21 protein-coding genes, 1 tRNA gene and 1 riboswitch are annotated in these 17,518 nt (G+C 43.4%); of the genes, 7 read left to right on the top strand and 15 right to left on the bottom strand.

Annotated elements, in window-relative coordinates; translation table 11 throughout:
* Positions 1-6 precede the first annotated feature (6 nt).
* Together KEJ24_02300 and thiT are read right to left on the bottom strand one after the other, a co-directional pair.
* Positions 7-684 (bottom strand): hypothetical protein, encoded by a 678-nt coding sequence (locus KEJ24_02300; protein MBS7646657.1) that lies wholly within the window; start codon positions 682-684, stop codon positions 7-9.
* 14 nt (positions 685-698) lie between these two features.
* Complete coding sequence (gene thiT / locus KEJ24_02295; protein MBS7646656.1) at positions 699-1,208, bottom strand: energy-coupled thiamine transporter ThiT; 510 nt, start codon at positions 1,206-1,208, stop codon at positions 699-701.
* Positions 1,209-1,223: 15 nt separating this feature from the next.
* Positions 1,224-1,337, bottom strand: a riboswitch (TPP riboswitch).
* 75 nt (positions 1,338-1,412) lie between these two features.
* Between thiT and KEJ24_02290 the strand changes: the two genes are divergently transcribed.
* Entirely contained in the window at positions 1,413-3,866 is a 2,454-nt protein-coding gene (locus KEJ24_02290) for a valine--tRNA ligase (GenBank protein MBS7646655.1), read from the top strand.
* A gap of 116 nt (positions 3,867-3,982) precedes the next feature.
* Here KEJ24_02290 and KEJ24_02285 read toward each other — a convergent pair whose 3' ends face one another.
* The 4 genes from KEJ24_02285 to KEJ24_02270 are packed head-to-tail and all read right to left on the bottom strand — an operon-like array spanning position 3,983 to position 4,994.
* Positions 3,983-4,159, bottom strand: a complete 177-nt coding sequence (locus KEJ24_02285; GenBank protein ID MBS7646654.1) for a hypothetical protein — start codon at positions 4,157-4,159, stop codon at positions 3,983-3,985.
* 41 nt (positions 4,160-4,200) lie between these two features.
* The gene (locus KEJ24_02280; protein ID MBS7646653.1) at positions 4,201-4,374 is read right to left on the bottom strand and encodes an aminotransferase class V-fold PLP-dependent enzyme; all 174 of its coding nucleotides are present in this window, start codon (positions 4,372-4,374) and stop codon (positions 4,201-4,203) included.
* Between the two features lie 43 nt (positions 4,375-4,417).
* Complete coding sequence (locus tag KEJ24_02275) at positions 4,418-4,624, bottom strand: aminotransferase class V-fold PLP-dependent enzyme (protein ID MBS7646652.1); 207 nt, start codon at positions 4,622-4,624, stop codon at positions 4,418-4,420.
* A 34-nt stretch (positions 4,625-4,658) separates the two neighbouring features.
* Complete coding sequence (locus tag KEJ24_02270) at positions 4,659-4,994, bottom strand: aminotransferase class V-fold PLP-dependent enzyme (GenBank protein MBS7646651.1); 336 nt, start codon at positions 4,992-4,994, stop codon at positions 4,659-4,661.
* Positions 4,995-5,203: 209 nt separating this feature from the next.
* Between KEJ24_02270 and KEJ24_02265 the strand changes: the two genes are divergently transcribed.
* A complete protein-coding gene (locus KEJ24_02265; GenBank protein ID MBS7646650.1) occupies positions 5,204-5,539 on the top strand; it encodes a YbjQ family protein in 336 nt (111 codons plus the stop codon).
* 17 nt (positions 5,540-5,556) lie between these two features.
* Here KEJ24_02265 and KEJ24_02260 read toward each other — a convergent pair whose 3' ends face one another.
* Together KEJ24_02260 and KEJ24_02255 are read right to left on the bottom strand one after the other, a co-directional pair.
* Positions 5,557-6,630, bottom strand: a complete 1,074-nt coding sequence (locus tag KEJ24_02260; GenBank protein ID MBS7646649.1) for a hypothetical protein — start codon at positions 6,628-6,630, stop codon at positions 5,557-5,559.
* A gap of 103 nt (positions 6,631-6,733) precedes the next feature.
* A complete protein-coding gene (locus KEJ24_02255) occupies positions 6,734-7,300 on the bottom strand; it encodes a CdvA-like protein (GenBank protein ID MBS7646648.1) in 567 nt (188 codons plus the stop codon).
* A 403-nt stretch (positions 7,301-7,703) separates the two neighbouring features.
* Here KEJ24_02255 and KEJ24_02250 point away from each other — a divergent pair, with 403 nt between their 5' ends.
* From KEJ24_02250 to KEJ24_02235, 4 genes are all read left to right on the top strand, one after another.
* Complete coding sequence (locus KEJ24_02250) at positions 7,704-8,072, top strand: PadR family transcriptional regulator (GenBank protein MBS7646647.1); 369 nt, start codon at positions 7,704-7,706, stop codon at positions 8,070-8,072.
* 99 nt (positions 8,073-8,171) lie between these two features.
* Positions 8,172-8,276: transfer RNA gene (locus KEJ24_02245), tRNA-Lys, on the top strand.
* Positions 8,277-8,349: 73 nt separating this feature from the next.
* Positions 8,350-9,096, top strand: a complete 747-nt coding sequence (locus tag KEJ24_02240; GenBank protein MBS7646646.1) for an ABC transporter ATP-binding protein — start codon at positions 8,350-8,352, stop codon at positions 9,094-9,096.
* Entirely contained in the window at positions 9,096-10,247 is a 1,152-nt protein-coding gene (locus KEJ24_02235) for an ABC transporter permease (GenBank protein ID MBS7646645.1), read from the top strand. Before KEJ24_02240 ends, KEJ24_02235 begins: the two co-directional genes overlap by 1 nt.
* 37 nt (positions 10,248-10,284) lie before the next feature.
* Here the strand turns inward: KEJ24_02235 and KEJ24_02230 are convergent, their stop codons facing one another.
* A complete protein-coding gene (locus KEJ24_02230; protein MBS7646644.1) occupies positions 10,285-11,268 on the bottom strand; it encodes a hypothetical protein in 984 nt (327 codons plus the stop codon).
* 314 nt (positions 11,269-11,582) lie between these two features.
* On the opposite strand from KEJ24_02230, the gene KEJ24_02225 reads away from it, so the two are divergent.
* Positions 11,583-12,038, top strand: a complete 456-nt coding sequence (locus tag KEJ24_02225) for a hypothetical protein (protein MBS7646643.1) — start codon at positions 11,583-11,585, stop codon at positions 12,036-12,038.
* A gap of 37 nt (positions 12,039-12,075) precedes the next feature.
* On the opposite strand, the gene KEJ24_02220 is transcribed toward KEJ24_02225, so the two are convergent.
* From KEJ24_02220 to KEJ24_02195, 6 genes are all read right to left on the bottom strand, one after another.
* Positions 12,076-12,282 (bottom strand): hypothetical protein, encoded by a 207-nt coding sequence (locus KEJ24_02220; GenBank protein MBS7646642.1) that lies wholly within the window; start codon positions 12,280-12,282, stop codon positions 12,076-12,078.
* 2 nt (positions 12,283-12,284) lie between these two features.
* On the bottom strand, positions 12,285-13,178 hold the full coding sequence (locus tag KEJ24_02215; GenBank protein MBS7646641.1) for a hypothetical protein: 894 nt from the start codon (positions 13,176-13,178) through the stop codon (positions 12,285-12,287).
* 40 nt (positions 13,179-13,218) lie between these two features.
* Positions 13,219-15,276 (bottom strand): exosortase/archaeosortase family protein, encoded by a 2,058-nt coding sequence (locus tag KEJ24_02210; GenBank protein ID MBS7646640.1) that lies wholly within the window; start codon positions 15,274-15,276, stop codon positions 13,219-13,221.
* Positions 15,277-15,327: 51 nt separating this feature from the next.
* Entirely contained in the window at positions 15,328-16,026 is a 699-nt protein-coding gene (locus tag KEJ24_02205; protein ID MBS7646639.1) for a hypothetical protein, read from the bottom strand.
* A gap of 84 nt (positions 16,027-16,110) precedes the next feature.
* The gene (locus KEJ24_02200; protein ID MBS7646638.1) at positions 16,111-16,803 is read right to left on the bottom strand and encodes a glycosyltransferase family 2 protein; all 693 of its coding nucleotides are present in this window, start codon (positions 16,801-16,803) and stop codon (positions 16,111-16,113) included.
* Positions 16,804-16,917: 114 nt separating this feature from the next.
* On the bottom strand, positions 16,918-17,496 hold the full coding sequence (locus KEJ24_02195) for a hypothetical protein (GenBank protein ID MBS7646637.1): 579 nt from the start codon (positions 17,494-17,496) through the stop codon (positions 16,918-16,920).
* Between the last annotated feature and the right edge of the window lie 22 nt (positions 17,497-17,518).

Here is a 17,518-nt window from a genome sequence, read left to right as displayed (position 1 = left end):
AGCTTGTTATGCGGAAGGGAATCCACTCCAGCGGGTGCTCGCACCCCTCCATTTTGATATGCGGAGTTCCCGACAACGTTTTTTCTCATTAAATCTGAAAAAGAAGATGTTATGCGCTTTGTTGAAGTCTAGGTCCACAGCCCGTTGGACAGTTATGTCTTTCTGGGTTGCCGCCGTCATAATGTCGATGTTGACTATGTTGTCGTAGTGGCACCAGTTAATAGTCCAATCCTCAACGGACTCCATGTATCGTAAATCGTATAAGGCGAAAAGCTGTTCGCTGAAGTCTCCGGCGGCAAACCTTGTTACACCTTTTTCGGAAAGCAGTCTGTCAATGTGTTTCATCTCCTCAAAATCTTGAAGGTTAAAGTAGATTACCCGCGGGTCCTTTAGGTAAGGCTCAAAATGGGGAAACGCTTGAATAGCGATAAACCTGCCTTTCTCGATGTATGGTTCGATGTCCCAGCCGAAGAACTTGAAGTAGGCTATAAGCCTTTGGAAAGGTTTATCCATAACATCATAAGCCACCGTTTCGCCTTCAAGCAATCCTTGCCAAAGAAAGTGCATGGCAAAGACGGATTTACCAGTTCCTGGCGGACCGTAAAGAATGTTGCGTGAGCCGGATTCGATGCCGCCGCCTATAAGCTCGTCAAAGCCTTTAATTCCAGTTTTCAGTTTAACCATTCCATAAACCTCTTTTAGAGGAATACGTTGAGGATTTTTGTTTCTTGCAAGAGAAGTATGATATAGATGCTTATGGCTAGTTCCGGCAGAATGTAGCTTCCATTGTATATGGCTGAGTAGACGACTGGATGCATGCCTTCAGGCGCATAGTTGGCAAAGAAAATTACTCCTGAGATGAAATGAGCTATGAAGCGTCCCCAAATGCCCACGTTCACGCCTACAAAGGGGCGGTTTCTGAAAAACCCAGCTAGTCCAAGGGCGCCGAAAGCCAAAGGATAGTCTAAAATTACTTGCAATGGATGAACAATAAATGGTTCCACAGCCAACTGTACAAGCCCGTAAACAGCAGCTGCGAACAAACCGATTTTTGGTCCTCTTCGCAACGTCAACCAGAGAATTGGCACCATGGAGCCAGCTGTCACAGACCCGCCTTGGGGAAGACTGAAAACTTTGATGTAGCTGAGAGCTGTTGCCAACGCCACAAAGGTGACAACTTCAGCAATTATCTTGGTTGAAGAACTAATTTTGGGCTCTACTTTTTTCTCATTCAAGGTCTTTCCCTCCGCCGGTATTACCCGGGTCAGGTTCTAGGGGTCGACCGCGCTCAGCAGTCCTCTCAGCCGGGTCACCGCCCAGCTCCCCCAGACCCTTGGCAGAGTAATTGTTATCTACTGGTATATTTATCTTTTCCAAAGTTGAAGTTTCATAGGATGTCTGGCATGAAGCCTTTGCCTAAAGAGTTTGACATATTAGCCATTGAACGTAAATGGCAAAAGCTTTGGGAAGACTGGGGTGTGTATCGCTTCGACTGGAATGATTATACACGGCCAACTTTCAGTATTGATACCCCTCCACCCTACCCCTCCGGCGAGTTCCACATGGGCAACGTCCTGAACTGGACATACTTTGACGTTGTAGCCCGCTATAAGCGCATGAAAGGCTTTAACGTGTTTTTCCCTCAGGGCTGGGATTGTCACGGTTTGGGCATAGAAGTCCAGGTGGAAAAGGAGCATAAAATTCGCAAGCGCGATCTGCCACCTGACAAGTTTCGAAGCTTGTGTATGCGGCTTGTAGAGAAGTACATTGCCTTAATGAAGGAGGGCATTATACGCTTAGGCTGCAGCGTGGATTGGACAACCGAGTACCGCACCATGGATCCGGACTATTGGAGGCGCACCCAGCTAAGCTTCATAATCCTCTACAAGAAGGGCTACATTTACCAGGGCACGCATCCTGTGAATTGGTGTCCAAGATGTGAAACAGCCATTGCAGATGCTGAGGTGGAATATGAAGAACGTGAAGGCCGACTGCACTATATACGCTTTCCACTGGCAGAGGGCAGCGAATACCTGCTGATAGCCACAACCCGCCCAGAATTTATTCCCGCCTGCGTAGCTGTAGCCGTGAATCCAACGGACGCTCGCTACAACAAGTATATTGGAAAACGCGTAACCGTGCCTTTTGCGAATCGCACCGTGGAAATTATTCCAGACGACGCCGTAGACCCATCCTATGGCACGGGCATTGTGATGATCTGCACCTACGGCGACAAGGAAGACGTTCGCACAGTTAAAAGGCACAATTTGCCTGTAATCATGATTCTGACGGAAAACGGGCTTATAAATGAGAATGGTGGAAAATATAGAGGCTTAACAATTGAGGAAGCCAGAAAAGCCATAGTTGAAGACTTAAAGGCGAAGGGGCTTCTGGAAAAAATTGAGCCGGTAAGGCAGGAGATAGGCTTATGCCAACGATGCGACACGCCCATCGAGATTCTGGAGCGCAAACAGTGGTTTATGAAAACCCGCATACTGACCGATAGCGTGGAGAAGGCAGCCCACGAGGTTGTCTGGTACCCGGACTATATGAAGTATCGTCTCATAGACTGGGCGCGTTCACTGGACTGGGATTGGGTGATAAGCCGCCAAAGGGTTTTCGCTACCCCAATCCCCATATGGTACTGTAAAAACTGCGGCGAAACCATACTAGCCGATGAAAGCTGGGTTCCCGTAGACCCCAAGCTTGAAAAGCCCCGCATAGAGGCTTGCCCAAAATGCGGATGCCGCGATTTTATCCCTGAAACCGACGTGCTGGACACATGGATGGACTCGTCAATAACATGTGCGGTGCACGCGGGTTGGCCTGACCGCCAAGACTGGAAGAGGCTTTTCCCGGCGGACATGCATCCCTCAGGTGTGGATATCATTCGCACTTGGGCCTATTACCTTATGGTTAGGCATCTAGCCCTATTCGACGAGAAGCCCTACAAGAGCTGCCTCATAAATGGCATGGTGCTTGGTTCGGATGGCAGAAAAATGAGTAAATCCCTCAAAAACTATGTGGCAACACCTGAAGTCCTCAACAAGTACGGCGCAGACGCTGCAAGGCAATGGGCTGCAGCGGGGGGAGCCACAGGCTCAGACATTCCATTCCGCTGGCCGGACGTAGAATATGGACGGCGTTTCTTAACCAAGCTTTGGAATGCCGCTCGCTTCGTTGGCAGTCAACTTGCCGACTTCAAGCCTGGTGGCAGCGGATATGAACTCCGGTTGTTAGATAGATGGATTCTAAGTAAGATGGAGAAGCTAACACAGCGGGTTACTGAAGCTCTTGAAAAATGCCAGTTTAACATAGCTGTTGAAGAAGTTCGAAACTTTGCTTGGCATGTCTTCTGCGACCAATATATTGAAGCTGTTAAAGACCGCCTATACAAGCCTGAAGTTTATGGTGAAGCTAAACGGAAAGCAGCCCAATACACGCTTTACACAGTTTTGTATCGTATACTTCAGTTGTTGGCACCCATAACACCCCACATAACAGAGGAAATCTACCAATACATGTACGCCGAATACGTGGGCGTGAAAAGTATACACATAACCCGCTGGCCAGAGGTGGATCCAAGCCGCATAGACGAAAAAGCTGAAAAGGAAGGCGACTTATTGATTGCGCTTATATCCGAAATCAGACGAGACAAGGCTGAAAAGCGTAAGCCCCTAAATGCGCCCATAAAACTGGTTAGGGTTTACGCTGGAAACACCGAATACGCAAAAGTCATCGAAGAAAATAGGGAAGACCTCATTGGAACGTGCAAGATAGTGAAGCTTGAGGCCCTACCACAAAAAGGCGAAGGCAGACAAGTGCCACAGTATCCAGAATTAAGCTTCACAAGCGAACATGACTGAAAACACTTGCCCCATGTAATTTTTGCGCCTTTTTCTCTCAACAAAATTAACAGCCCTCCCTGGATTCTGTGAAGACGAAAATAATTGTTTCCCAGAAGCCATTTTTCTCTTCTAGTTTAGATTGACATTAAGCCTATATGCTTTTTGATTTCTTCTATAAGCTTGTCTATTTCCAATTCTGTGTTGTAGAAATGAGGTGAAACCCTTATCCCATTGGCTCTAGCGGAGACAACAATCTTGTTGCGTTTTAAGCTTTCCAAAACTTCTTTAGGCTTGTCGATTTTAAAGTTCACTATTCCGGAGCGATGCTGCGGTTCTTCCGGGGTTTGAAGCTTTAATCTAAGAGTCTTATTTTCTCGATGAGATAGTCCGTTAGTTTCAGTACTTGTTTTTCTATGTTTTCGATTCCGAAATTTAACAGCAGTTTTACGGCTTCGGCGGCACCTATAAAGCTCACAGTGCTTGGTGTGCCAACTTCAAAGCGGCTAGCTGTTTCCGAGAGCCTCAAACTCCAAATGTCCCAAAATCAATGGTCTCGAAAGTTTCCTGTTTCACGCTTGCCCACCCAACATAGGAGGCTTCAACTTTTCGATTAGCTCTTTCCGTACATACAAGTATGCGGCACCAGATGGTCCAAGAAGCCACTTGTAGCATGCTGTTGCCAAAAAGTCCACATCATCCCTTTTCACGTCTATTGGAATTACGCCCGCTGATTGTATAGCGTCCACAATTAGGACTGCACCGTGGCTATGGGCGATTTCGCTTAAAGCCTTTAAATTGTTGCGGAAACCGTTAAACGTATTTGACGTGACTTACCACGACCGCTACAGTGCTGTTACCAACAGCTTTTTCAAAATCTTCCAGCAAAACTTTGCCACGCCTATTCCGTATATAGTGGACTTTTACAATTGGGCTTTTCTTCAGCCATGGGTAAACCACCGACGGATACTCCAAATCCGTTGTGACAACCTTCGAGCCAGATGGACACAGTAAAGCGTTAGCAGCGATATTCAAGCCGACAGAAGTGTTTTCCACGAGAGCTACTTCTTCCGGTTTGGCGTTTACAAGCCTTGCAAACAATGACTTTCCAAAGTCAAAGGCCTCCAAAGGCGAGGCTCCAAAATTCATACAGTCTTCCACGTGTCAGCGCATGGCGTCTGCCACGGGCTTTGGAAGCGGAGACTGGGCGGCATGATTCAAGAAAATATTATTTTTAACCACCGGAAAAAGGCTGCGGATTTTCTCTATACCCTCTAATAGAGACTGCGCTCCTCGGTTGGCAAACTTAAATTAGGCGTGTCTAACTATAAAAGTGTGGGCGGAACTTCATGAGTGAAGTGATAGTAGTTACGACACCTGAGGTTCCAGGCTACGAAATCGTAAAAGTGTTAGGGCCGGTGCATGGACTGACGGTGCGGACAAGGGGTGTTGGCGGAAAAATAGTCGCCAGCATTGAGGGTCTCATCGGTGGGGAAGTGACATCCTATACTTATGAATGTGAAAAGGCGAGAATGGAGTCTTTGAACAGGCTTGTTGAGAACGCCCGTAAAATAGGCGCTAATGCTGTTATCGGCGCAGACTTTGAGACAAGCGACATCTTACAAGGAACTGCCACTGTGTTCGCGGCCTATGGAACAGCGGTCATAGTGAAACCGAAAGAGAAGAGAGAATAGCCCTCAACAACAGCATCTCACCTAAAGCACACCCACTTTTCCTTAAGCAGACTTTTTAACTCTTCAATTACTTCTTCAACTTTTTTACGGATAAAGGGTGGTTCAACTGGTGGAGCAAAGAACTCCTTCAAATCAAAACTTTGTAGGCCGACAGCTCCAGCAACGAGTGCATACCAGCAGAGTGGCAAAAATTGTGGGTTGTAGCCGCTTCCAATAAGCATGACAAGCTTTCCGTCACAGACTTTGTTGGCTGTTTCCCTTATTAGGCTGGATAAGACGAAAAAGCCTTTAGCTGTTAGGCTCAAATCTCCAAGCGCGTCAGCAAAATGGGCGTCGCTTCCGCCATTAGCAATTATAATGTTCGGCTGGAACTCTTCAGCCAATGGAACAAAAATTTCTTTCACAGCGTAGAGATATGATATGTCACCTGTTCCCGGCGGAAGTGGCACGTTAACGTTGAAGCCTCTTCCTTCGCCCTCACCGATCTGCCATGTAAATCCTGTGCCTGGATAAATTGTTCTCGGATCTTGGTGGATTGATATGAATAATACAGTGGAATCGCGGTAATAAATGTCGCTTGTGCCGTTTCCGAAATGCACATCATAATCTAACACTAGGAACTTTTTCACATCTTTTTCAGTTCTCAAGTATTCTATGAGGACTGCTATGTCGTTGAATAGACAGAATCCTCCGCCATAATTTCTCCCGGCATGGTGAAGTCCCCCTCCCAGCGAAATGCCCCTTTTTGCTTCTCCGCTATAAACGGTTTTACCACACTCTAGGGCTCCGCCGGTAATAAGTAGGGCAGCCTCAAGAATCTGCGGTGAAACCGGAGTTTCAACATCATATAGTTTACTTTCGGATGCTAGGCGAAAAATCAGATTCACATAATCTTCATCGTGAACCCTTAAAAGATCCACTTTTGATGCTGGTTTGGGTGCTATAACCGCTAAGTTAGGCAGATTTAGTAGGCCTTGATCTTTAAAGAAGTTTAAAGCGTTTATGAAGCGGTCTCCACGATACGGGTGGCCTTCCCCCAAATCATACTGCTTAAACTTTTCATGAAAAGTCATAACAACTTTATCTTGCAAAATTATCTCCTTTAAACTTCTATAAATTTTAGCAATATAAACCTGTCAACAGTCAGAGAAAGAAAGAGAGGAAAAAGGCCTTTTACTTGTATTTCTATATGTTTTACTCCACGTTTTTAACTTCTACCATCGGTGTTTCTGGCACGTTTTCAGTTGAAATCTGCGATTCTACTTCTGTTTTGACCTCAACAGTTTCAACTTCAACTTTGCATAGGCTATTCTCCTCGACAGTGTTTGGCTCATCCATCTGCTGTGGCGCGGTATTTTCTTTAATTTTTGATGTACCTGCGAGTTTGTCCATGGTCTCCCTAATCGCGTTTAGTTCTTGTTTTGCATTTTCAAGACCTATGGATAGCAGAGCTATTTCACGTTGATAGACTTCCTCGTCGATTTCTCCGCTTACATGTTGAATTTCATAGTTGGCCAGCAGTCTCTCAAGAATTTTAATTTGCTCTTCAACCTCTTTGGTTTTCACAGCCATTTTATCTAACAGGAGTTTTTTCTGCTTCTCTATTTCTGTTAAGGCTTCTTCCATCTCTTTATCGAAAAGCTGGAAGGTATGTTGGGATATTTTGCCGCTGCTGAACAAGTTGCCCAGGGCTTGTCTTTTCCTTAAGATGGTTTCATATTCACTGGTTATTTTCTCAAAGGAGTGTTTCCACGAGAACAATTTTCATAACACCAGTTTTTACGGGTATAAAAGAAAAAATAACATTTGTTAATATGCAGAAATATCGCTAACTAATTCTTTTTTGTTGTGACTATGCCTTTTTTGGTCATACATTAGTTTATTTTCTCTTTCTGAATGGTTTAACATTATCAATTTCGAATAATATGTTTAAACTTTGCTCTTAGGTGGATAAACTTCTTTCCACGGTTTTTAGTGTATTCGTTAGTCTTTCGATGCTTTTCTACCAAGCATCGATAGTGGTGTTTTTGTAAAGTGAAATCAACGAGAATGCTGAAGCTGAGTATTATTTAAACATGTTTTATTCAGTTTTAACTTCCAATTCTGAATTTGAATAAAATTTAAATATTTATATCAAACCCAAAATATTAGAATGTGAATAGATATGACGGCATTAACAATCATTGTTGGCGGTGAAAAATTGGAAGGCAAAATTCTTAAGAAAATGTATGAACGCATCATCAAAAACTTCATGGACATAATAATACTAGCGGAACTTAGAAAAGGGCCCATGAGCGGCTACGACGTTATATCCTTCATTCACAACAAATTCAACCTATTGGTGAGCTCCGGCACCGTTTACTCGCTTCTTTATTCACTGGAAAGAAATGGTCTCATAGAAGGAACATGGGACGAGAGGAAACGCGTGTATCGGCTAACGGAGAAAGGCGCAAAAACCATAGAAACAATTCTGAGCGCTAACGACAAAATAAAGAACTTTATAACAACACTTCTTAAAGTCCAAACATCCTAAAACTTCAAAGCCCCATACTTTATTCTCTTTGCACTTGATCGAAACCCTAAAATGTATCCTTAAAACTTTTTCTAAACCCGAACAATAAAACAGTCAGAAGGGCCCGTAGCTCAGTAAGGTAGAGCGGCGGACCAAACCGCTGCGCGGGATGGGTTGAGGCTCTTAACCCGTAGGTCCCGGGTTCAATTCCCGGCGGGCCCGCCATTTGCTTGTTTTTAGCAAAACTTTATAATCATGGGGTTCATTGTTTGTAATAGCCCTTGATGGATGCCTGTTTATGGGTGAGTTTGCAATATTAATGGAGAATGTTGTTAAGTGTTTTAAAGATGTTGTTGCCGTTAATGGTGTAAGTCTTAAAGTGGCTTGGGGTGAACTTTTCGGTTTGCTTGGCCCTAACGGTGCAGGTAAAACGACAACTGTGAACATGCTTTGCGGCCTTTTAAAGCCTACAAGCGGTTTCGTCTATATAGGCGGATATGATGTGCGAAGAGAAAATGTCAAAATAAAAGGGCTTATAGGCGTCTGCCCCCAAGAAACGGCGATTTACCCGTATTTAACGGGAGAGGAAAATGTAGAACTTTTTGGGCGTCTATATGCCCTGGACAAGGACACGCTTAGAGGTAGGCGGAGTATGCTTCTTGAAAAATTGGGGTTAACTCAAGACGCTCGTAGGAAGGTTGAAAAATATAGCGGCGGTATGAAAAGGCGGCTAAGCATTGTTTTGGCTTTAATTCACAATCCGCAAATAATATTTCTAGATGAGCCAACCGTGGGCATGGACCCGCAGTCTCGCCGGGCCGTCTGGGAGTTTATGCGAGAATTGAAAAAGGAGGATAAAACAATTTTCTTGACAACCCATTACATGGAGGAGGCGGAATCCCTCTGCGACCGGATAGGCATAATCGACTATGGACGACTTATCGCCCTTGACCAGCCTAAAAACCTGATTTCCCAAAACGACGTCCGTAACCTCGAAGAAGTCTTCATAAGATTGACTGGGCGAAGGATAAGGGAGGAAATCTGATGAATTTTCAAAGAATAAAAGCTCTGGCAAATAAGGAGGTGAAGAAGACTTTTAGGGAACCCGCCGTCCTATTTGTAATATTCCTATTTCCAATAGTTTTTGTTCTAACTTTTGGGGCTTCTTTAGACGGCTTTAGCGGCTCCCAATCAGTTTACAACATAGGTGTTGTTAACATGGACTTAGCTGGTTCAGGCGGCTTATCTCAAGCATTTATTGAGGCATTGTCAAACGCTACGATTTTACACGTGCATGTTTACGCTGACAACCAAACAGCTCATGATGATTTGTCTCAAGGAAAAATTCAGGCAGTCATTATTATCCCAGCTGATTTCAGCCAGAGCTTCACCTCTTATTATGCGGAGCCAAACAATCCAAGCGGCTGGATAAACGCCACCATTCAGCTTTATTTGGATAAGGGTTCAATTGTTGCCACGCAAGCAATACCACCCATAATCCAAAACGTTTTAGCCGCATTTTTGAATCAGCATGCGGCTCCAAGCCCTGTCATTGTGCGAGTCGCCTCTTTAATAGAGGCTAGACGGTTTTCAGCCTTCGAGTTTATGGCGCCGGGTATGTTTACCTTTGCCTCAATATTTCTTATAATGATGGCCGCTCAGTCCTTTACGCAGGACCGCGAAAATGGTATGCTGAAAAGGATTAGGACGACGCCCATAACGCCGGCAGAGTTTATGGTAAGCCAAGTGTTATCCTATACGCTTATAGCTCTAATCCAAGCTGTTCTCGTCTTCGCTATAGTTTATTTAATGGGCTTTAGACCAGCTGTTGGATTTTCTGCTTATCTTCTTGCATTTGTGTTCGTTTTGATTTTCTCGCTATCTAATATAGGCTTCGGCCTAATCACGGCGACTGTCTCAAAAACGCCTGGAGCGGCAACTGGAATATCCTTTCTCTTCGTGTTGCCACAGCTTTTCCTCGGAACCTTTGTAGGCGCCTCTCTTTCGTCCACAGCGCAAACTGCCAGCCGATTCGTACCAAGCTACTACGTCACAGACGCGTTAACATCCCTTTTTCTAAGAGACGCGCCGATCACAAGCTTAACGGTAATTCTGGACTTGGCAACAGTTGCCTTGTCATGCGTTGCCGTTCTATTGGTAGGCGTAATTCTTTATGCTAAATACTTTAAAATCTAAATTGGCCACTAATTGGCTTTCTCACATTAAACAGTGGTTAAATTGGCGGCTTAGTCTGCTTTCTTTTTTCATGGTTTTCCCGCATCCACTTCTCAAATTCTTTTGAGGGCGGTTTCTCCGCGAAGAGTCTCCGTCTGACCGCTTCCAGAAAAGAGTTTTCTCTGCCTATAAACTCAGCGGCGGTTAAAACCCTGTGTTCCGCTTTCTCAGCTTTTTTAAAAACCTTAGCCGCCTTTTCACGCCAGTTTTCATCTCTTAAAAGGTGATGTTCCAAAACAATGCATGGCGCAATTTCAACGAGCTTTTCCAAATTTTCTATTCCACGTTTAAATTCTACCTCGTTTACTCTAAAACCTGTCAGATAAGAGGGCGGTCCACCAATAATAACAAGTTGTGGTTTCTCTGCAACAATCTTTTCAAGAGTTTTAACTGAAATGGGTCCCTGCACATCTGGAGCGAAAAGGAATTTTTCACCCTTAAACTCTATGGTTGCCATTAACACCCAGCCTAAGGCTGAATCATCTGGACCGTGGGAAACAGGCTCCGAGAATCTTATTGTGGTTTTTCCAAATGTGAAAGTTCTGCCATCTGCAATTTCAAGTTTTTTGGCGTGTTTTCCGCCAGTTTTCTGGAAAACCCAGCCTCGACGTCTCTGGCTAAAGTTAATCCACTCCTTCGGATTTTTCATCAAAACAATTTTGTCTTGATAAATCTGCTTGGCGGTTTCATCTAACTTCGTCCAGTTACAAAACCAATCCTCATAGGAAGGCGTGTGATGGTCAAAATGATAATGGCTTATGGTCACCACGTCTGCCCTTTCAGAGGCTTCAGCTATTCGCCATCTACATTCAATTATCGCTTTGTACTCCAGCGGATGCGGGGGCAAACCGAAACGGTTTGGACAAAGCGAAACTCCAGCATCAAGAAGAACCCGCAAGTCCGGTGTCTCGACAAGGGTGCACATGGAGCGTACACCTAAACTTTCCGCGGCCAGGGGCGTAACCCTCAAATGTTTAAACATGGCTGTACAACGCCTTGAGACCAGCGAACATAAACTTTTATTTTAAGTTTAACATTTAGTTTTTGATGGCGGGCGATGACGATTCTGGCCCCGCTGAAAAGTGATTGGGATCTTGAGTGCGTGAGTCCGCCGCCTAGAAACAATAAATTTAAAAATGAATTTCAGCGCCTACGCTAGGGTGTTAGCAGCTGCTGGATTTTAGACCAGCTGAATAGCCGCTAACACTGGCAGGTGAATCTGTATTTGTGTTGTTATCGTGAACAATAAGGTTTATTAAGACTTAAGATAGCCTTTCCTCGTGGAGGCTGCCTCATATGGAAAGCCCAAAATCAAATTTGGCCATAGCCTTCGCCCTTGCGCTAGCAGCCATGGTCACAACAGCCTTAGTTGCCGGTTTGCTTCCAGCTATCCAAACGATTCAAAGTTCGGGAAACGTGAGGGCCACTCTGGGTCTCGGCGTATACAGCGACTCATCGTGTACAGTTTCCCTATCTAGCATTGATTGGGGTGAAGTTATCCTAGGTCAAAATTATACACGGACTATATACCTGAAAAACCTTGGTAATGTAAAGGTAACGCTTTCCATGATATATGGAAACTGGACTCCATCTTCGGCAAGTAATTACTTAACTTTAACTTGGAACCGGGAAAACGCTATTTTAAACGTCGGCGAATCAATCAGTGCAAACTTAATCCTAACAGTGAAGTCAAACGCCCAAGGAGGCTCATTCTCATTTGATATATCCATAATAGCAACTGAAACTCAATAACGCCAACGATCTCCTCTTAATTTGTTTGAAAATTTAGCTAAAAAGGCTGGAAAATCCGCATAATCACAGTAGCCATAAACCCGATTCCTAAAGCAAGGGCGACGAGGCGAAGACGCCTCTTTTCAATAATAATGTTTCCAGTGTATCCAGAAGCTGAAGATATAATCTCAGATGTTATGAGCAGAATTATAGCCATGACCGCCAGCCAAAGGCTTATGTCCGACATGGACATCGGAAAATTCATGTCTAGCTTTCCACCATGCGGTATCGAATTTCAACTGTCTGGCCATCAATAGATGCGTTAACCTTCTGTATTGTAACTGCTTTTCCAGAAGCCTTGGCTAACGCACATGCTACAGCGCTTGCAATAGGGCATCCTAGTAAATAAACACTTTTCAAGTTTTCATCAATATATAGACTCTTGTACACTGAGTCAGATATTTTTAGATTAACGCTGTTGTCTTCAATTTTCATTTCCGCTTCTTTTGCCAACTGTAGGTTTTCAACAATTATTATGGGGATGGTTTCGCATAGTTCAGCTAACTGAAGTTTCGCTGTGTCCTTCCTTAACTCTTTTTCAATCTGTTCAAGAATTCCCAACCCTGGTGGAGCAACACAAACACCGTTCGGGTTGGCGAGCAAAAATTTGCTTTTTGCAAGTTCTTCTATGGAAGGCACGCCACCAGCGTCTGAAGAAATAAAAACCACATGGTCTTTAAGGCCTTTTAAGTGTTCTGGAAGGTAAACTTCCTTTGGATATGGCGGTATATAATAGCTTTTGCCTTTATATTTCAAGTCTGCAACTATTCTGTCAATAGTTTTGTATGCAGGTAACGCCGTTGAGTCTATTAGACTACTTTGCACATACCGCAGAGGTCTCACGAAAAAGAAGAGAGCACCCCAGAATGTTAAACCTAAACCTATGAAGGCTAAAACGTTCGAGTCCTTTAAAATTGCGCCGACGAGGCATAAGACGCCGGGGATTGCTAAGGCTAAGCCTATTTTCCCGGAAGGTATGCTCTTAGCCTTTTTTAGCTCAAGTTTCAGATTTTCAACTTCCTCTTGAAGCTTTTTGACGGTCTCCGCCGAATGTTCGTTTGGTGTTTTTTCTTCGACCTTTTTGTTCGTTTCTATGCACATTTCTAAACTAAAAATGAGGTGAACTTGCCATTTAAGGTTTCTAGAGGTTTACTAAACTTTTCCAAACAAGTTTTGGAGTATTATTTGTTAACGTTAGGTCCACTTTTATGAAGCCATATTCCTGTAGACGGTTTAACCTTTCCATGAGCCTTCTAAGTTTCATTGTTTTCCCAGTTCTGTTTTTAATTGCATTATTTATTTCAGCTGTCGTGGCGTTTCCTTTAGCTTTGCTTAACTCGGTAATTGTTTGAAGTACAAGCTTGTCTGTGGGTGAAGCTAGATTGTTGAATATTTTCATGTTATTCATTTTTTTATGCCACTTGCGGGTGGACTCTGCTGCTTTTGTGACTATTATGAGGGCTATTGAAAAGGCAAGGAGAGTTTGCTGTGCAGGTATTCCCAAAGAAAGTAATGCTTGAGTTTTTATTGGTTCCCAGTGGCGGGCTACCGCATCTCCGAGTTCCAGAAGCTGGTTTTCATACTGTTGAGGGCTGGAAACTCCCCATGCCCATATTAGAAGGCTTATTCTAACATATCGCTGTTGCACTGTGGCGCCCATTTTGAATGTGGCCCTTTCATACCAGTAAAGTGTATATTGCGTATAGTTTTCCTCGGAATTTCGGAAAACTAGGTACTTTGCAATTAACTGGCCGCCCTCAAGCAATTGTATATCGTTAGAGGCTAGAACTTCAACTAGCGGGTAACGCCCCTGAGCTGTCTGCCATGATATGAGGCAAACTTCCCAGTTATGAAGGTTCGAGATGCTGGTTGCCACGCTTATAATAGCATATGTAACCGGCCTTGAAAGGTTTGCTGGAAAATAAGCGTAAACCAGCGACGCGTCCTGTTTTGCTATTCGTTCATAACCAGTATCCCGATATAGAAAAGTGAGGTTGTAATCTGGGACCCGCGGCAGAATTTCTGTTGTTTTTTCCCATGAGGTTACCTCTATTGTTTCCTTTGAGATGGCGAAAACCGGCGCGCTGACGCTTAGAGATACTAGGCAACAGCCGATTAGTAGCAGCGTTATTTTTGCCCAAAAAACTCGGGAAGGTTTCCTTCTAAATGGGTTAAAGAACCTTCCACAGTTTAAGCAAAAGTTCTGGAATTTTTCCCGAAACCTGTTACACTCTGGGCATAAAGGCGTGTCAGCGCGGCTGGTAATAACTTTTATTGCCAATAGCTTTTCAGACACGATAAGTGTGATGAATATTCCAACGAATGTGAGCATTAAACCAGCTAATGAGTGAAAAATAAGCATTGCAACCTCTTCTCCGAAGAGGTAAGCCGCAGAAACTATGGACGTTATGCGGACAATGTTTAGAGCTTCAAAAACAGCGAAGCCAACCGCGAAGATTAAAGCTTTTTTGAGAAGTGGAGCTTGTACAATCGCCATTAGAAAGACAGCGAACATGAAGAAGGCGGTTAACATGTAAATACCCGAGCATGGGATGTCCACAGTGAACGGAATTGGCTGCTCCTGGTTTTTCGTCAGCATTATGGTTGGAGAGCCATACGTCGTGTTTAATGTTACCGGGACTCCTAACCCCTTGAGTAATGTATAGGAAGCTTGAGTGTTAATGTTTGCTAGGTTTCCGCCTAAAGTGTATGCTATCTCGTTGGGCATCGGGACCATAAAAACAAGAAGCACTACGGGGATGATTAGCACTTTCAAGGCTTTTAGATTAAAGAGAATTAGCATGGCACCCACTACAAATACGGGTAAAGAGAGCACATGATATTCCAGTGGATAAAATGTGTATGAACCATACCAATAAACTAGAAAAGCTATGAGGCATAGGCTTAATCCAACGAGTTCATCAAAAGGCATGCCTCCAGATTTCTTTCGTAGAGACTCCAAAGCAAGCGAAGCCTTAAACGCATCCCTCTTCAAATAGAGAAGAACGCCCACGAAGGCTGGTATTAGAAGAACGTGTGAAAGAGCTTCCGCGTGGAGGGCTTCATTCAACAATATTTCCAAGTCACGCCAGTAGACTGCCCAGATTACCAATAAAAAAAGAAATAGGGCTAAAACGTGCTGCCAATAGCCCTCAAATGCACCAATTATCCACCTGATTTTATCTGAAACTCTCTTCACAATATTAACCCTTCAAAAGAAAATAAACGAAGAGAAACTTTAAAAAGATCTCTAAAAGGGTTTTCGTTTTCTCTTATTTATGAATAAACCTAACCCTATAATCATGGATGTCATAGCACCTGCAGTGCCAACAACCGGATAGTCTGGTATTTGCTGTGGGATTCTGGGATTAACATAGAAACATGTCCACCTAAGGGCAAACAACTTTATACATTTACACCCATATGAATTGACATATTCAAACTCGAACAAGGCGAACACCAACCACGAGCCTACATCGCTGTTACTGGTAAGTTCGTATGTGCTGATAGCCTCCTTAAGACCATTTTTCAAAGAGGCCTGGACTCTTTCCGTCTTTTTGATCCCGTCGAACAATTTTATCCATATGAATGTGACATTTGTAACGTACATGTTATTTGTAGTTGCATTAGCCGTTACGGACTGCCCAACATAGGCAGCCTTTGGAGACACTGTTAAACTGTACCAATAACGACATAATAACATCCTAGGACCATAATTCTTTAGGGATGATGTTAGAGAACTAGAAAACGCAGAGTCTTCAATGTATATTATCTCCCCCTCCGTAACACCCTTTTTAACAATGTCGTTGATTTCGCTAATTACCTTCTCCGACGTTACATTGTCATAGTTATTTATCACCACTTCTTCAGCTTTGACAGCTGGCATGTAAAGGAAACTGGCAACAAATGTTATTATCATCAGCGCTAGCAACATTTTCTTTAAATCCAATATACCCTCTCCCTTTCTATAACAAAAAAGATAGTGTTTATAAATTTATGTGGAATACAAGTATAGACCTTTAGACAAAATTTTCTATTTCGGCGCAACCGCATGTTTTAAAATTGTTTTTAAGATTTTTGGGCCTTGTCGTAGCGCGCTTAGCCTTGACACCCCATTTTTTCTTTTTTCACAGCTTATAGGTATCTCTTTGAAAACAAAGCCATTTTTTAATCCTTTCATGGTTATTTCAGTTTCAATCTCGTAGCCGTTAGACTCCAAACTTATGCTTTTAAGGAATTCTCTTTTTAAGGCTCTTAGCCCAGTTTGACTGTCTGTGATCTTTTTTCCCGTTAAAACCATAATTGTCATGTTTATGAGATGGTTGCCGAACACGTGGAGTTTTGAGGTGTGGTTTTTGTTTTTTCCTAAAAACCTTGAACCAGCCACTACATCTGCGCCGTCCACTAATGTGTTAATCAGATCTGGGATTTCCTTAGGCTTGTGGGAGCCGTCTGCGTCTATAGTTACAATTATGTTGCCGTTGGCGTGTTGAAAACCCTTTCTTAGGGCGTAGCCTTTTCCCATGTTTCCTCCGTTTGACAGCACTGTAACCTTGTATTTGCTCGCCACTTCCCGCGTACGGTCTTCAGAACCGTCGTCTACAACGATTATCTCGTATGGAAGGCCTAAACTTTCCATTATTTGGGCTGTTTCTTCGATTACGCTGCCTAGTGTTTTCTCTTCATTATATGCTGGAATAATCACCGATACAACGTTGTTCGGCATTCGCCTTCTTTTTTCTCCTTTCTGCCCTTATTTGAGGAATTATTTTAAACGCAAAGATAAATCCATATGTAGAATTAGTATAGAAAATTTTCAACATTGTTATAGAACAATCTGCTATGCTTGGCTCAGAGGTTTTATGGTTACAATGAAATGGAACTGTTCAACATCATTTTCCACTATATATGCGATAAACCTTGGATCCGAAGATACCTCCAAAGTTAAAATGACGCAAATGCGTTCGTTTGGTTCAAGCGGCACACCAGTATAATTCCATGACAAGCGTAAGGGATTTTCAACAGGTAGAGGCTCCTTAACGATGTCGCCTTTTGAATTTTGGAAAGTCAAATTTGAAGATGTTAGCTCAAGGATTATCGGTTTATTGCTTATACTCTTCAAATAGAACAAACGGTCTGTCCTAGCTCCAAGATAAACTGTTCCCCAGTTGATAAATTGACTTCCATTCGGCAAGGTGCGTATGTCCCCACCAGAGGCTTCCACACCTATCACGTGGATATTGCCGACGCTTGGAAGATACAGGCCATGAAAACTGCTTAGCCAGATGGAAACCCCCATGTTTAATAACAGTGTTGCCAGAGAAACATAGACAACCAAAAGTATTGTTTTCCAAAACCGTCGTATAAGCCGTATGCTACGCCTTGCAAATCGAATTACATAATTTACTAGAAATTTCAATTCAAATACTTCGCAACTAAAG

It is taken from the genome of Candidatus Bathyarchaeota archaeon (assembly GCA_018396705.1).
Classification (GTDB): domain Archaea; phylum Thermoproteota; class Bathyarchaeia; order Bathyarchaeales; family Bathycorpusculaceae; genus DRVP01.
Note: the sequence above shows the minus strand (reverse complement) of the source record. Positions and strands in the feature narration are given on the sequence as shown.

Excerpts from the sequence above, each read along its gene's own strand:
- KEJ24_02300 (MBS7646657.1), bottom strand. The coding sequence starts at position 684 with ATGGTTAAACTGAAAACTGGAATTAAAGGCTTTGACGAGCTTATAGGC.
- KEJ24_02270 (MBS7646651.1), bottom strand. The coding sequence starts at position 4,994 with ATGAATTTTGGAGCCTCGCCTTTGGAGGCCTTTGACTTTGGAAAGTCA.
- KEJ24_02250 (MBS7646647.1), top strand. The coding sequence starts at position 7,704 with ATGACGGCATTAACAATCATTGTTGGCGGTGAAAAATTGGAAGGCAAA.
- KEJ24_02240 (MBS7646646.1), top strand. The coding sequence starts at position 8,350 with ATGGGTGAGTTTGCAATATTAATGGAGAATGTTGTTAAGTGTTTTAAA.
- KEJ24_02235 (MBS7646645.1), top strand. The coding sequence starts at position 9,096 with ATGAATTTTCAAAGAATAAAAGCTCTGGCAAATAAGGAGGTGAAGAAG.
- KEJ24_02230 (MBS7646644.1), bottom strand. The coding sequence starts at position 11,268 with ATGTTTAAACATTTGAGGGTTACGCCCCTGGCCGCGGAAAGTTTAGGT.
- KEJ24_02225 (MBS7646643.1), top strand. The coding sequence starts at position 11,583 with ATGGAAAGCCCAAAATCAAATTTGGCCATAGCCTTCGCCCTTGCGCTA.
- KEJ24_02220 (MBS7646642.1), bottom strand. The coding sequence starts at position 12,282 with ATGAATTTTCCGATGTCCATGTCGGACATAAGCCTTTGGCTGGCGGTC.
- KEJ24_02215 (MBS7646641.1), bottom strand. The coding sequence starts at position 13,178 with ATGTGCATAGAAACGAACAAAAAGGTCGAAGAAAAAACACCAAACGAA.
- KEJ24_02200 (MBS7646638.1), bottom strand. The coding sequence starts at position 16,803 with ATGCCGAACAACGTTGTATCGGTGATTATTCCAGCATATAATGAAGAG.